The following is a 14,998-nucleotide window of genomic DNA, read 5'->3' as shown; positions in this document are numbered from 1 at the left end:
CGCTACGGCAGGCGGGCCAGCACGGCTTTTTCGTCCGCGGTCAGCGGCAGGGACAAGGCGTTTTCCGAGAACTCCCAGATCAGCAGCTTCAGGCTCTTGGGCCATCGCTCACGCTGCTGCAAGGCAATCTGCAACGCGCCCGAGAACTGCCCGCCATCCAGGCTCATGTTCCAGACCTCGCGGCCCAGGCCCATGCCCAGCCTTTCGGCAAACTGGCTGCGGCGGCCGTTCGAGGTGCCCGCCAGCAGCACTTGCACCGGCGGCGCTTCATCCAGCAGGCCGCCTGCGCGCACGGGTTCGATCTTTTGTTCCGACACCACTTCCAGCTCGGGACGCCAGCCGGGCCGCGCATGTTCCAGGCCGGCCAGCACGATCAAGTCGCCCATGCGTGGCGCGGGCGGGGCGGGCGGGTCGGTCTTGAATGCTTGATTGCCAGGGCCTTGCAGCAGGGGCAAGGCCGCTTCGGCCACGCGTGTGGCGGCGGCTTGTGCGCCTTGCGCGTTCATGTGGACGTCGGTGCGGAAAAAGCGGGGGGCGGGCGCGGCTTGCAGCGCGTCTCGCAAGTCCACGAAAGGCACGCCTTGCTCGCGCAGCGCGTTCTGCCAGGCGTCCAGCGTCTGGCGCATCGGCAGCGATACCGGCAGGCCGCAGAGCCGGTCGGCTTCGATGCGCGATTTATCCGGCACCGCCACCACCAGCACCTGCACCTGCTTCTGACGCAGTTCATCCACCCAATGCCGCATCAGCCGCAGGCGTTCATTGAAGACATGAACGCCTGGCGGCGGACGCAGCCCGTCGCGGTAGAACAGCCACTGCGGGCAACCCATGGAGACTTGATCGCCCAAGTCGCCAAGCGCGCGATACCGCAACGACGCGTTCCACGTGTCGAGCTCCGTCTGCATGGGCATGTGCAGCGCCTTGTTCAAGACGCTGCCCGCTGACCCATCCACCCACGCGGGCGGGGCGACCTCGGCCGGGCCGATCTTGGCTTTGACGAGGCACCACGCGCCCCAGCCCATGCCCAGCACCAGCAACACGGCGACGACGGCCGCGTGCAGCCGATGGCTGGGCGGGGCAGGCTTGATGTCGGACGGTTCCACGGCGTTATTGAGAGGCAGCCTGCCCGACGGCCGCCTTCATGCGGCTGCGCCACGTGTCGGCGCTCATGATGGACGCGTTGTCCCACAGCCCCTTGGCGTCGGGCCCTTGCGAATACGTCGGCTCAAACATCTGCCAGACCAGCACCTGCGGCTTGTTCTGCTTGAACGCGGGCGACTCCAGGTATTCCAGCAGCATGATCCAGTGGCCAACGTTGCCGGGCTTCCAGTTCACGGACACGGGGCGGTCCAGTGCGTTGGACAGCTTTTGCGGAAAACCGAAGTACGGCTGCACCATGCTGTGTCCCGTCACGTGGACGGGGGCGGGCGCATCGTCCAGCAGACTTTGGTTGTCGGCCTGGCGGCGCACGGTGAAGGTTTCGCGGCCCGCTTGTTTGCGCTGGTCCGGCGTCAGGAACAGTTCGGCCAGATCGCCATAGCGGCGTTCATTCACGACGCTGCCCAGCGGCATGCCGGTGCCCGGTTTGCCCGCCAGTGCCTTCACATCTTGCTTGATGCGCTGCGCGAGCGCCTCGGCGGTGGCGTCGGCCGCTGCCTGCGTCCAATGCTGGTCGGTGCGATAGAACACGTCTTGTCCGCCGTCCTTCACCCGCTTGAGCACGGCTTCGTCATCAAATGTTGACACGCCCGCCTGCTTGAGCTTGTCTTGAATGGTTTGATAGCGCTTCTTCACGTCAGCGCTCAGCGACTTTCCATCGGGCAGCTTGTCTTGATAGAAGAGCGTCTTGTCGGGCAGCACCAGCACTTCCAGCTGAATGCCCTTGGCCGCCAGCGCATCGCGGGTCTCGCGCACCAGTTGCGTCGCGGCGTCGATGCCGCGCGTATCGACTTGGGTCAGGCTGCCCCAGCCCGGGAACAGCCAGTTATCCTTGCCCTGGATCACGATGGACGAGCCTTCTTGCGCGTGGGCGGCCACGGCCAGCAGCGCGGCGGAAAACCCAAGCGCCATGCGGCGGTAAAAAGGTAAGGTGATTTTCATGAAGCTCCTTTCGCTGCGGTTTGGCGTGTCGTCAGTACGACAGAGTTAGGTTGATGAACAGGCCCCGGGCCCGGTCAGCCGCGCCGCCGCCAATGTTGAATCGATACTGCGTGGTCAGGTCCAGATACGACCGGGGCGCGTTGTAGTGGTCTTCGCGGAACCAGTAACGGATGTTGAAGCCGGGGCCCGCGCCCATGGACCACGATGAGCCGTTGCCCAGCAGGTTGTAGGAATCGGTGCCGTCGATGTCCAACCCCGATACGCGGTTGCGGTTCGACAGCCAGTCCGCGCCGATCACGGCGTACGGGAAGAACACCAGGCGGTCGCTGATGGCGTCCACGCGGTAGCTGCGGCCCACGCGTAATTCGCCGGCGCCGAAGGCCTGGTCACGCTTGAGCTTGCCCGAGGATTTTTCCCCGTCTACGCCCGTGGCGTTGTCGCGCAGCCAGAGCTTGGCATTCATGTCCTGCCACGAATAGCCGGCTTGCACATAGCCTTCCATCGTGAACCAGTCGGGGCGGTCGATGCGCAGCGTGGTGCCTTCGTAAAAGCCATACGTGACATACGCCAGCCAGCCGCCGCTGCCGGCATCGGTTTGGTAGTGAGCCGTTTCGTTGTCGCGGTTCAGCGCGCAGCGCAAGCGGGATGGGTCGGGGCTGAACGTGCCGCGCCGGGTGGCGGTGCCCAGATTGAACTGGCGTTCCAGGCCAAAGGTCAGGCCCACTTCGGTAGACGGCGTGAAGCGCATGCCCAGCGAGCCCACCGTGGTGGGAATGCCCGCCAGCCCCTGGTTGGTGGCTTCGTTGATGTCGATGCTGCCGCCGCAAGGATCAGACACCGTCTGGCTCGTCGTCTTGCCGCCCTTGTCATACAGCGTGTTGGACAAGCGGCCGTACAGCTCGAAGGTCTGTGTGGACGAGTTCAGGAAATCCGACGGGCGCCAGAAAATTTCGGCGGTGCTGAACACGGCGTCACCCGGTACGGTGACCGCCGCGCCGCCCAGCCCCGACGACGCGGGCCGCGCGCCGCGATAGCCGGCCGAGAAATAGCCGCCCCATTCGCGCGACAAGCCCCCGATGCCGTTGCGCGTGTCAAAGCGCTGCTGCGGCGTCAGTTCCAGTTTTCCGGCATCCGCTTCGTCGATGGCTTCCTTCAGTTTTTCGACCGCGCCGCGCTTGTCGCCGACGCCAGACAACGCATAGCCCTCGTCCAGAATGACCGTGGGCGGAGCCTTGCCGGTAGCGCGGGCCGCCTGAAAATCTTGCAGCGCCAGCTTGGGCTGCTTCATGCGTTGATGCAGATAGCCGCGTTGCATCAACAGCGTGGGGTCATCGGGTTGCGCCGCCAGCGCGTCGCTCATGCGTTGATTGGCTTCGGCCAATTGCTGGCGGTTGCCTGCCGCCAGGGTGGTGGTCAGCAGGCGTTGCAGTTCTTTGTTGGCGGGGTCTTGCTCGACGGCTTTGCGCGCCTGGGTGATGGCTTCTTGATAGTCCTCGCGCGCGTAGGCCGCATAGGCCAGCGCGGCAGGGCCGCCGCTGCCGGCCGCATCCGACGGCAGCAGCTCGCACGAGGTGCCGTAAGGCGTGTCGCGGCAATCTTGCACGGGGGCCGGGTAGTTCGCCAGCGTCAAGGTGGCGGGCACGGCGGGTTTGGAACGCGCGCGTTTGATGCGTGAGTCGGCGGCCTCGCCCTTGGCGCCCAAGGGCTGAACCAGCGCGAGTGCGCGCGCGTTCTCGCCCGCCGCCAACGACGCGTCGGCGGCAATCAGGCGGATGTTGCGCTTCTGGTCGTCGTCCAGCCAATCTTGTTTGAGCGCGGCGTCGAAGTCCTGGTTTGCGAGATCGGTCTTGCCCTGGCGTTGGCGCAGATAGCCGCGCATGACGAGCGCCACGGTGTTCTCGTCGTCCTGCTTCATGGCGTCGGTGGCGGCGTCTTCGGCGGCGGCCAGCTGGTTGTCCAGCATCAGCGCCGTCATCAGCAGCAAGCGATGGCTGGCGGTGTCGGGCGCCAACGCTACGGCCTGACGCGCCAGCGGCACGGCATCGCCCGGCCGGTTGGCGATCAGCGCCTGATAGCCTTCTTCAGCCGGCTTCACCGCCATGCGCCGCTTCATCGTCTGGCGCCGTGCGGTCAGGTCGTTCTTGTTGGGCGCGCCCAGCGTAATGGCCTTGTCCGCTGCGGCCTCGGCTTCGGCATACAGGTTCTGGGCTTCCAGGGCGTCCAGCCACAGCATGGCCCACGCGCCTTGCTTGGGGTCGATGCGGAACGCTTGTTCCGCGCCACGCGCCGCCGCCTGGTAGTCGGCGCGGTTGTAGTCGGCATACGCGCGGGTGGCGATGGGAAAGCCGCGTTGGTAGGCCGACGAGGTGGCGGCACTACCCGCAGCACCACCGGCAGCGCGTGCCGCGGGACGCGCGGTGGTTTGCGGGCGCAGGTTGGCGCGCGCCTGACGCAAAGCCGGCGTGTCCAGCCCATTCTTGATGGCGTCGGCCGCCGCCTGATCCGCCTCTTTCAGCTTGCCTTGTTTTTGCAGCGAGTAAATCAGCAGCAGGCGCAACCGCTCAACGTCGGGCCGCAACGCGATGGCGGACTCCGCCTGCTGCTGCGCCAGCTCGTATTTGCCTGCGTCGTAGTTCTTGTAGCCCTCGTCGGCAAACTGCCAGGCAGCGCCTTCCAGCGGCGCTTCCGCTTTGGCCGCGTTGGCGGGCGCGTGGGTTTGCGCTGGGGGTTGCGATGGGGTTTGCGCTAGCGCGGGCACGGGCGCGGCGGTCCACACGCTAGCCAGCGCGGCAGACAACAGGAGCGTACGGGTCAGCGGAGTCATGTCGTCGCGGGTTTGTCTTCGGAGTGCGAGGGCGGCGCATCGGCTTCACCCGCTTGTTGAAAATCGATGGCTTCGTTCAATGTGCGTTCATCCAGCCAGCCTTGTTCCATCAGGATCTTGCCCAACGGCTTTTTCTCGCGGGCTTGAATCTCAAGCGCCCGCGCCAGCGTGTCCTGATCGATAGCCTGCCAGGACAGCAGCAATTCCCCCAGCCGCTTGCGCTGCTGCGACAGCTGATCTGTGCTGGGGAAGTCATGCATGGTCTTGTCCCAGGCCAGACGCTTGCCGGTGATCAGATGCACGATGAACAGCCGCCAGGCGCGTGCCGCCGCCATCGCGTTGATGAAGTTGCCCACGATCATCCGCGGGATCGACAGCATGGCGTGTTCCCACCCATACATGTGGCCGACGAAGTACGCGCGCTGCACCACGCGCAGCAGCAGCGCGACGGCGTTGATCCACATCAGCGTCACCAGCCAGCCGCCCGGCTTGAAGTAGGACGGGTAATACACCGTCCACCAGCCGAATTTATCGGCCAGGAAGAACAGAAAGAAATTGGCCAGCAACACGTACGCAAGGATGGCGATGAACGACGTGACCAGCCCCTTGCGATCCCGAAACAGCAGGTACTTGGTGGCAAATGATCCCGTCCAGCCCACTTGCTGCCAACCTTGCAAGCCAATGCCCAAGGTCCAGCGCGCCTTCTGGCGATAGGCCGTGCGGAAGGTGTTGGGAAAATACTCACGCACGCCCAGCGGCATGCGGATGGTCGATATTTTTTCAGGCCCGAGACCAAACCAGGAGTCCCGGCGCGTGACGTATTCCACGCGGAACTTGCCGAAGATCTGCTTCATGCCGCGCTGGGCCAGGCGCGCGCCGATGTCGTAGTCTTCCGTCAGCGTATCGGTGTTGAAGGGCTGGTTGTTGGTTTCGGCGGCCAGCGATTCCAATGCATGGCGAGAAAAGCATGTGCCCACGCCCGCCGATGGCACCATCCTGGACAGGCTTTCGCGCACCACCAGGTCTTTCGTGTGCCACTCGGCGAACTCATCCATATAGGTGCCCGCCACCAGCTCATACCAATGGCGCTCCAGCGACGTCACCGGCAGCTGGATGAAGTCGATACGCGGCAGCAGGTAGTTGTAGTACTTGAGTTCCAGCGGGTGCAGCACGTCTTCGCTGTCATGCAGGATGACGCCGGCAAACGGCTCGGGCTGCTTTTCGTTTTGCGCAAAGATGGCCTGCACGATCCAGTTCAGGCAATCCGCCTTGCACGTCGGCCCGTCGTGCGGCACTTCCACGCGCACCAGCTGGCGATAGCGCCGCCGCATCCGCTCCACTTCGTCAATCGTGCGCTGGTCGTTCCGATACGTGCCCACGAAGATCATGTAGTTCTTGTATTCCAGCGTCGACACCATGGTTTCGAGCATCGACGAGATCACGTCGTACTCCAGCCACGCTGGCACCATGATGGCCAGCGGCTGCTCCGGCTTTTGGCGCAGTTGCTCGGCGGTAAGCGGCGCGTAACGGCGCTTGACCGTCAGGGAACGCTTCAGCTCGCGCAGCCAGAACCAGCCGTCGATGAACAGATCATCCAGGCTTGAGAGCAGGATGATCACGCCCACGACGGCGGTCACGACTTCCAGCCCGCGGTAGTAATCCGCGATGAAGTAGGGCCAGTAAAGCGAAGACATGGCGCTTCCGGTTTACTTGTTGTCCTTGTTCTTCCTGCGGTTCACCCGCAAGGCGACGATCAGGATCAGGATCAGCACCAGCATGCTGATGCTGATGGCCGGCACGCTCCACGAGATATAACGGCGCCATTCAAAGAAGGCGCTTTCGCCTGCGCCGGGCGGGTGGCTGGCGTCGGGGTTGGCGCTGTCGATCCACGCCACCGGCCCCGTTGCGCCGATGATGGCAACATTGCCGCGGTTCAGCACGAAGGGCGCATCCAGCATGCCCGGATGCTGGCCCAGCGTGTGCCACAACAAGCCGTCTTGCCCGCTGCCGCGGACGACTTCAGCGGTGCTCAGGTGATCCAGGCCAGAGATGTCGAGCCAGGTTGCGGCCTTGCCGTCCACCTTCAGTTGCTTGCGGTCGGTGACCTGGACCATGGGCTTGGCGCCGTCGACGGCCACTTCCATCGCCAGGAACGGGCGGGTCGGTTTGACGGCTTGGCCTGCCGGCGCCACCGACAATTCCGCGCGCGTCACCGACATGCCGCTGGCGGACGCGATGCCGATCACGCGCTTGATGTTGTCGGGCGCGTCGGCCAGATAGCTGTCGGGGATGATCAGTTGCGGCGAGCCTGCCAGCAGCGGCAAGAGGCCGACGAAAGTGCCGTCGGGTTCGGCGCGCTCGGGCTTCACGTAGCTCGTCGGCAATACGTTGACCGGGTAGCCTTGGGGAATCTCGTTGCAGTCCACGGACACCGGCTGGCGCTGGAACGTCACGCGCACGGCGTTGGTGACACCCAGCGCATAGCCAGGCACGCGCGCCGTCAACCGTTCGGGCTTGCCGTCCGCGTCCAATTGCTTGGCCGACAACAAAATGCCGTTCCAGAACACCGACGCCACGGGCCGGGTCGACGATGCGCCGGGCGCGGCGGCCAGGTCCAGCACCAGCTCGCCGGGCATGCGGCCGTCGGCGGACACGGCCGCCAGCGGGAACGTCGTGTTCCAGTCTCCACGCGCGACCACATCGAAGCTGTCGGCGGAACCGCCCAGCGCCGTCAGGCGCAGACCGCCATCCGCGAAAGTCTGCGGCGGCGTGGCGGTCTTCACGTTGACCTGGCGCGTGACCAGGATGCGACGCCAGGCCGTGTCGAAGGCGCCCGCGCCTTGCGCGCCCGCATCGGCGGCGATAGCGATGACGGCCTGCCGGCCCAGGGCCAGCAGCCGAATGTCTTTGGACGGCAGGTCTGCGCCGGCCAGCGGCATCCGCTGCTGGCGCCATGCCTTGAACGCGTCGGCGGCATCGGCGTCGGACGCCAGCTGCGCCTGCAAGGCGTCCAGCGCTTCGTTGTAGCGGGTGCGCAGCGAGGCGTCGGCGATCACCACGTCGCCACTGACGGCGGGCGCGCCCAGCACCAGCAGCGCACCGATCTCGGCGGGGCTGGCGAGCTTGTGCTTCTCTTGATTCGCCACGGCTGCAAATGCGGAGACCTGTTCCAGGCCCGCCGGCGTTTGCAGACCGCGCGTATCGACCTCGTCTCCCACGGACGGGAATGCACGCACCGACACGCGCTTGCCCGTGCGCTCCATGGCCACGCCGATGCGCCATGCGCTATCGAAAGCCTGCTGGTCCAGTTTGTTGCTGGCGACCATCAGCACGGGCTTGCCCGGCAGCGTGCCCCACGCGTCGTCCAGGTTGCCGATGGCCGAGGCGTCGTAGCGGTAGCTCAGCCGGGTTTGGGGCGAAATGGTCAGGGCGTTTGCCGTGGCGCGATTGCTTTCGCAGTGCCGCAATGCGATTTCCGATTGCCAATCCACCCCCAGGCGCAGGAAGCCCGACTCGCGGCTGCGGCGCTCAACCGCCAGATTACGCGCAACGGTGCCGTCGCCATCGGCAATGCGCTGGGCCGATTGCGGCACGCCGTCCAGCCACAGCACCATGCTGGTCCGCCCCGGCTCGCCCTTGGTGTACTTGGCGTCAAAGTTCACGGTGGCGTCCGAAATGGGCACGCCACGCGGCACGGGCAAGTAGAAGTCTTGCCGGGCGTCGCTATTGCTAAGCACGACGGGTTCACTGATACCCAGATCTTGCAGCGTGGTGTTGCGCGTCACCCAATCGTCGCTTTGCAGGCGGCGCAACGCGTCTCCAGCGGGGCTGGCCATCGCCGTCAACGGAAGCAGCAGGCCGGCGGCCATCAAGGCGCGGCATAAGGTACGGGCAACGGGGTTGGGCAGGGCAGGGTGGGGCATGGGGGCTCCGGGCAGAATTACGTCGCAGGGGGCGTCAGGCGGATGGGGCGGCAGCTGATCCGTAAGGATCAAACTCCGACACGGCGCGGCCGCACAGCGCGTCCACGATGCGTTGGCTGGCGCGGCCGTCGCCATAAGGATTGATACGTCGTGAGAACGACGAATGAAGGTCAGGGTTGTTCAGCAAGCGGGTCACTTCGGTGACGATGCGCCGCGTGTCGGTGCCGACCAACGCCACCGTTCCGGCTTGCACGGCCTCGGGGCGCTCGGTGACGTCGCGCATCACCAGCACGGGCTTGCCCAGGTACGGCGCTTCTTCCTGCACCCCGCCCGAGTCGGTCAGGATGAGATAGGCGCGCTGCATGAACCAGACGAAGTCCAGGTAATCCAGGGGATCAATCAGATGCACGTTCGACAAGCCGGCCAGTTCCGTCATCACCACATTGCGCACCTGCGGATTCAAATGCACGGGATAAACGATTTGCAGGTCTTCGCGCGTCGCCAGTTCAGCCAGCGCCGCGCAGATGTGCTTGAAGCCATCGCCAAAGCTCTCGCGCCGATGGCCCGTGACCAGCAGCAGGCGCCGCGACGGGTCGATCCAGTGGTATCGGGCTTCGAGCTGCTGCGCCAGCGCGCCTTGCGGCTCAAGCTTGGCGCAAGTCATCGCCAGCGCGTCGATCACGGTGTTGCCGGTAATGGTGATCCGGCCCGCCAGGTTTTCGCGCATCAGATTGGCGCGTGACTCCGCCGTGGGGGCGAACAGCCAGTCGCCCACCGCGTCCACGACGCGCCGGTTCATTTCTTCGGGAAAGGGCATCGCCAGATTGCCCGTGCGCAAGCCGGCTTCGACGTGGCCAATGCGCACACGGCGGTGGAATGAGGCCAACGCGCAGGCGGACGCGGTGCTCGTATCTCCGTGCACCAGCACGCAGTCAGGCTGTTCGGCCTCAAGCACGCTGTCCACCCGGCTGATCAGCCGCGCATACAGTCCGTTCAATGTTTGATTGGGAACCATGATGTCCAGGTCATGCTGGGCGCGCAGATCAAACAGCGCCAACACCTGGTCCAGCATTTCCCGGTGCTGCCCCGTCACGCAAACCACGCTCTGGATTTGCGGCTCCTGCTGAAGCGCGGTCACCAACGGCGCCATCTTGATGGCCTCGGGGCGGGTGCCGAAAATGGAAAGGACTTTCATCGCAAGAGTGACCTCACAGACGCCGGCGGCTTTTCCTTGTTTGATTATGTCTTGAAAGTATTCGTAATATGTGACGGATTATTTCGGATCTGAGCAAGATCAACGGCACTTTCAGTCACGTATTGCGAGGAGGCAAGAAATGCCTCATAGACAAAATAGGGTCAGGCTTGATGGCGAATCGTTTTGAATTTCCGTTCTTCATGCCTCGGCGTTACCGACAGTTGCGTGGGCAAATGTCGTGGTCGGGCAACAAGGGCCTAGAAGATAACGCGCTTAAGCGCCTTGTTCGGGGCTAGCTGCGTCAAGGATTGCAAAGCTTCTGCGTGGCGTTTGGTTGGAATATTTCATTTGCCGCGCACAAAAAAAATGGCCAACTCCGAAGAGTTGGCCATTTGCTAAAGCACTGTGCAATAAAGCGGAATTTGGTGGAGCCGGGGGGAATTGAACCCCCGTCCGCAAGCCCTCTGCAATCAGTTCTACATGCGTAGTCGATTTATTTAGTTTTAACTTTGGACTTAGCCAACCGACAGGCCGGACCAAAGCGATTCACGTAATTTAAATCTGAGCCGTGTGACCCCAGCGCAGACCGATTCCTTGTGAATGTCGCTGCTGTGGTTCGAGGGTTACCCCCCTAGGAAGTTGCCTTCCTCCACCTGACCCAAGGACAGATCAGTGCAGCGGCTCACCGCTTAAGCGGCGAGAGCGAAACGCTCGTCGTTGGCGTTTGTAGTGTTTCCAGTGGTTTAACGAGCGAACTGGTGCTCGGCATGCCCTGAGTTGTTTCGCGACCCACGTCGAATCCGGATCGGCCCCAAGAACTTTCTATTGTACTGGTAAACGTCATAGCCTGCTGCATTTCCGCGCGCCACCCGTCATGGCGTGGCGCGGCGCGCACGCGCAGGGGTTCAGGCGGCGTTGGCGCAGGCTGTCTTGGCTGGCGCGCGGGGGCGTGACGCGGCCATCAGCACAAGGGCCAATCCCACCGAAATCGCTACGATGACAGAGGCGGCCCAACCCAGCGACGCCAGCCCGTAGTGGTCGATGACGTTGCCACCCACCACGGCGCCCAGGCCAATGCCGATGTTGGCGCCCGAAATGTTCAAGGATGCGGCAAAGGCGGGCGCTTCCGGCGCTGCCTTCATCAGACGCACATGGCACACGATGAACAACGCCGCCTGCGCGATGCCCCAGATGCCCAGGGCGATTGCCAGTAGCCCATGCGATTGCATCACGGGCGCCACGAAGGCCAGACCGGCCGCCATCATGGATGAAAACAACGCGGTGGCGCCCAGCGGGCTGCGGTCGACCATGCGCCCGCCCAACGTATTGCCGATGAGCCCCACGCCGCCAAACGCCATCATCGTCCAGCCGACGATCTGTCCATTGAACCCGGCCAGGCGTTCGAGCATGTCGGCCAGATACGTATAGGCCGTGAACATGCCGGTGAACACCAGTAGCGACAGCATCACGTGGCCCAGCACGATCGGGTTGCGCAGAATGCGCAGCTGCGTGACCAATTTGACGCTGTCGGCGCGAATGCGGGTGCTGGGGAAGGCCAGCAGCAGCAACAGCGCCTTGGCGAAGGCAACGCCCGACAGCACCCAGAACGCGGCGCGCCAACCGAATGCGTCCGAAATCAGCACGCCAATGGGAATGCCGAACACGGTGGCGGCGACGATGCCGAACGCGACCATGGAAATCGCACGCCCAGCACGGGCCGGGCCCACCAGTTCCACGGCCGTGGCGCTGGCCAGCGACCAGAACACCGGCAGCGCCAGCGCGGGCACGAAACGGGCCGCCGCCATGACCCAGATGTTCGGCGCCATGGCCGCCACGGCGTTGGACACGCCAAACAAGGCCAGCACGCCGATGAACAGGCGCTTGCGTTCCATGTTGGCCATCAAGGCGGTCAGCAGGGGGCCGGTCGCCGCGACGGTGAACGCGAACAGTGATACCAGCAATCCTGCCTGCGATACGGTGACGTCCAGGTCACGGGCGAGACCGGGCAGCAGCCCGACGATCAGAAATTCGGTGGTCAGAATGGTGAAACCGGCGGCAGAAAGTAGCAGGATGGGCAAAAGCATAGGCATTCCTCTGGCGCGATGCCGGATGGCGTCGCGCGGGGGCAGGGCGTTGTAGGCGGACTAAAAGGTCAAAGGTGCGCGGCACGGTATGGCCAGAGCACGGTGCACGTCGGGAGTAAGCCGTCGGCGGGGAGGGATGTCGTTGCGAAAGCGGGCTTGCGCAACACCGGCGTCAGCCGGAATGGCAATCGGTAAGCGCCCGAATGCCATGCATGGTTCACACTTTAGGGGAGTTCGGAATCCGGATAAAGGGGCCGAGTCCGGATAGATTGTTCGCGCAGGGCAACCAATATGCGCGAACCGGTGTCAGAAAGCGGGCGGGGCCAGACAAGGCCCCCCCGGCTTTGGGCGATCAGCGCACGTCGGCAGGCAACAGCGGCTCGATGGCGGCCCAGAGTTCTTCGGGCGTGTAGGCGCAGGTTTCCGCTTCCCACGCCGTGATGTTGTCGTCTTCACCCACGTAACCGTAGGCAGCGGCCACGGCCGGCATGCCTGCCGCATGGGCGGCCTGGATGTCGCGCAGATCGTCGCCCACATAGACGCAGCGGTCGGTGGCGAAACCGGCTTCACGCGCAGCGTGCTGCAGCGGCAGCGGGTGCGGCTTGGCGTGGGCGGTGGTGTCGCCGCAGACCAGCACGGCGCTGTCGCGTGTCAGGTCCAGGAATTCAACGATCGGCAAGGTCAGGTACGTGACCTTATTGGTGACGATGCCCCACGACAGGCCGCGGCGGCGGATGTCTGCCAGCAGCGATTCGATACCCGGGAACAGTTTGCTGTGTACGGTCGAATTCGCGGCGTAGTCTTCCAGGAACTGCAGGCGCGTCGGCTCGTAATCCGGGTCGCCGGGTTTCAAATCCAGCGCCACGCGCAGCAGACCGCGCGCGCCTTGCGAGGCCACGGGGCGCAGCGCTTCGTAGGCCATGGGTTCCAGGCCGCGGCGCGTGCGCTGCTGGTTGGCGGCGGCGGCCAGGTCGGGGGCGGTGTCGGCCAGGGTGCCGTCGAAGTCGAACAGAATCAGGGCGCTCATTTGCGGGTAGCCATCAGGTAGTTAACCGACGTGTCGGACGACAAGGTGTAGATCTGGGTAATGGGGTTGTATTCCATGCCGCGCATGCTGATGGGCTCCAGGCTGGCGGCGCGGGCCGCAGCGGACAGTTCGCTGGGTTTGATGAACTGGTCGTAGCTATGCGTGCCGCGCGGCAGCAGGCGCAGCACGTACTCGGCGCCCACGATGGCGAACAAAAACGACTTGGCGTTGCGGTTCAGTGTCGAAAAGAACACCCAGCCGCCCGGTTTCACCAGCGTTGAGCAAGCGCGCACGATCGAGGCCGGGTCGGGCACGTGTTCCAGCATTTCCATGCACGTGACCACGTCATACTGGCCGGGCTGCTCCGTGGCCAGTTCTTCGACGGGCACCTTGCGGTATTCGACCTTCACGCCCGATTCCAGGCCATGCAGGCGCGCCACTTTCAGGGATTTGTCGGCCAGATCGATGCCGGTCACGTCTGCGCCGCCGCGCGCCATCGCCTCGGACAGGATGCCGCCACCGCAGCCCACATCCAGCACCTTTTTGCCGGCGAGGCTGCCCGCGCATTCCTGAATCCATTCCAGGCGCAGCGGATTGATCGCATGCAGGGGCTTGAACTCGCTCTCGGGGTCCCACCAGCGGCTGGCCAGAGCGCTGAACTTGTCGAGTTCTGCCTGATCGGCGTTGACGGCAGGGCGATCGGAGTCGTGAATTTGCGTGGTCATGGGAAGGTCCAGCGAAAGGCGACGCTATATATATAGAGGGGCCCGTCCGCGCGAGGGCGGGGAGGCTACGCGCCATGGCACCGCATTGGTGCATGACGGACGAAAAAAAGGGCCTCGCTATGCGAGGCCCCTTATTGTAGCTAGTCCGGCAATTACTTGCGGCTACCCACGATTTCGATTTCAACGCGACGGTTTTGGGCACGGCCCTCTTTCGTCTTGTTGGAAGCGATCGGGTTCAGCTCACCCTTGCCTTCCGTGTAGATACGGTTCGGGTCGATGCCCTTGCTGACCAGGTAGGTCTTGACCGAAGCGGCGCGGCGCTCGGACAACTTCTGGTTGTAGGCTTCCGTGCCGATCGAGTCGGTGTGGCCAACAGCAATGATGGTTTCCAGCTCGATACCGCGAGCTTGCTGGGCGACTTGGTCCAGCAATTGACGGCCTTCGGGCTTCAGGGTCGACTTGTCGAAGTCGAAGAACGTGTCAGCATTGAACACGACCTTTGCCGCCATCGGGGCCGGCTTCGCCTTCTGTTGTGCAACCGGGACACCGTCGCAACCGGGGATACCGGTGGCAGGGGTCCAGAAAGCATCGCGCCAGCACAGTTCGTTCGTACCGTTTTTCCAAACGTTACCGAACGGGTTGCGCCAGTTGTCCACGGTTTGCGCGGAAGCTACACCAGAGGCCGTGACGGCGGCGAAGGCGAGCGCCAGAGCGAATTTGGAGGGTTTGTTCATGTTTCTCCTCGTTGAGCTTGAAGCTGGATAAGTGACTCGCAGCGAACCCCCGCCGCATATCAGGAAAACGGGGCCAGTATAGCAACGCCAAGAGCTGGTTCAAAGGAATAGCTACTGGGTTTCCTGCGTGCTGGAAACAATCTTAAGGCATTTGGGGGCCTTTGGCTTCCCTGGAGAGGCGCATTAACGCTGGATACGACGTTTTCGGCACTCCATCGGTTTTCCCTGTTGGTTTTTGACAACAGGGCCGCCGGGCGCGGTCGGGCGGGCGGGTCGTTGGCCTGATCGGCGACCGCGGCAAGCGCCTTCCAGGCAGCTTGCCACGACCCTGCCGGCCTGGAATGGAATCGAATGATAGAATTTCCTGTTTACCCGGCCCGGGTTCCTCC

Annotated in this window: 10 protein-coding genes and 1 other RNA gene; all 11 read right to left on the bottom strand. The window is 64.0% G+C overall.

Translation table 11 applies throughout. From position 1 onward, the window contains the following. Nucleotides 1–2 precede the first annotated feature (2 nt). The gene (locus AC1DSJ_RS12875; protein ID WP_441370667.1) at nucleotides 3–1,100 is read right to left on the bottom strand and encodes an alginate O-acetyltransferase AlgX-related protein; all 1,098 of its coding nucleotides are present in this window, start codon (nucleotides 1,098–1,100) and stop codon (nucleotides 3–5) included. Nucleotides 1,101–1,104: 4 nt separating this feature from the next. Further along, complete coding sequence (locus AC1DSJ_RS12870; protein ID WP_441370668.1) at nucleotides 1,105–2,097, bottom strand: alginate O-acetyltransferase AlgX-related protein; 993 nt, start codon at nucleotides 2,095–2,097, stop codon at nucleotides 1,105–1,107. A 31-nt stretch (nucleotides 2,098–2,128) separates the two neighbouring features. Then, nucleotides 2,129–4,921, bottom strand: coding sequence for an NfrA family protein (locus AC1DSJ_RS12865; RefSeq protein WP_441370669.1), 2,793 nt, complete (start codon nucleotides 4,919–4,921; stop codon nucleotides 2,129–2,131). Next, on the bottom strand, nucleotides 4,918–6,615 hold the full coding sequence (locus AC1DSJ_RS12860) for a glycosyl transferase family protein (protein WP_441370670.1): 1,698 nt from the start codon (nucleotides 6,613–6,615) through the stop codon (nucleotides 4,918–4,920). The genes AC1DSJ_RS12865 and AC1DSJ_RS12860 overlap by 4 nt, the downstream gene beginning before the upstream one ends. 12 nt (nucleotides 6,616–6,627) lie before the next feature. After that, nucleotides 6,628–8,844, bottom strand: a complete 2,217-nt coding sequence (locus AC1DSJ_RS12855) for a hypothetical protein (protein ID WP_346552330.1) — start codon at nucleotides 8,842–8,844, stop codon at nucleotides 6,628–6,630. 34 nt (nucleotides 8,845–8,878) lie between these two features. Beyond that, nucleotides 8,879–10,039 carry a non-hydrolyzing UDP-N-acetylglucosamine 2-epimerase gene (gene wecB / locus AC1DSJ_RS12850; protein WP_441370671.1) on the bottom strand — a complete coding sequence of 387 codons (1,161 nt, stop codon included), beginning with the start codon at nucleotides 10,037–10,039 and terminating at the stop codon, nucleotides 8,879–8,881. 423 nt (nucleotides 10,040–10,462) lie between these two features. Beyond that, nucleotides 10,463–10,852, bottom strand: a transfer-messenger RNA (tmRNA) gene (ssrA, locus tag AC1DSJ_RS12845). A gap of 92 nt (nucleotides 10,853–10,944) precedes the next feature. Further along, entirely contained in the window at nucleotides 10,945–12,123 is a 1,179-nt protein-coding gene (locus AC1DSJ_RS12840) for an MFS transporter (protein ID WP_054423753.1), read from the bottom strand. Nucleotides 12,124–12,475: 352 nt separating this feature from the next. Next, nucleotides 12,476–13,150, bottom strand: a complete 675-nt coding sequence (locus AC1DSJ_RS12835; RefSeq protein ID WP_054423750.1) for an HAD-IA family hydrolase — start codon at nucleotides 13,148–13,150, stop codon at nucleotides 12,476–12,478. After that, nucleotides 13,147–13,875: a bifunctional 2-polyprenyl-6-hydroxyphenol methylase/3-demethylubiquinol 3-O-methyltransferase UbiG gene (gene ubiG / locus AC1DSJ_RS12830; protein WP_054423749.1), complete on the bottom strand. Its 729-nt coding sequence runs from the start codon at nucleotides 13,873–13,875 to the stop codon at nucleotides 13,147–13,149. The genes AC1DSJ_RS12835 and ubiG overlap by 4 nt, the downstream gene beginning before the upstream one ends. 152 nt (nucleotides 13,876–14,027) lie before the next feature. After that, nucleotides 14,028–14,609, bottom strand: a complete 582-nt coding sequence (gene ompA / locus AC1DSJ_RS12825; protein WP_006218200.1) for an outer membrane protein OmpA — start codon at nucleotides 14,607–14,609, stop codon at nucleotides 14,028–14,030. Nucleotides 14,610–14,998 lie beyond the last annotated feature (389 nt).

Source organism: Achromobacter sp. 01N37, from assembly GCF_056399725.1.
This window is presented reverse-complemented; position numbering and strand designations above follow the sequence as displayed.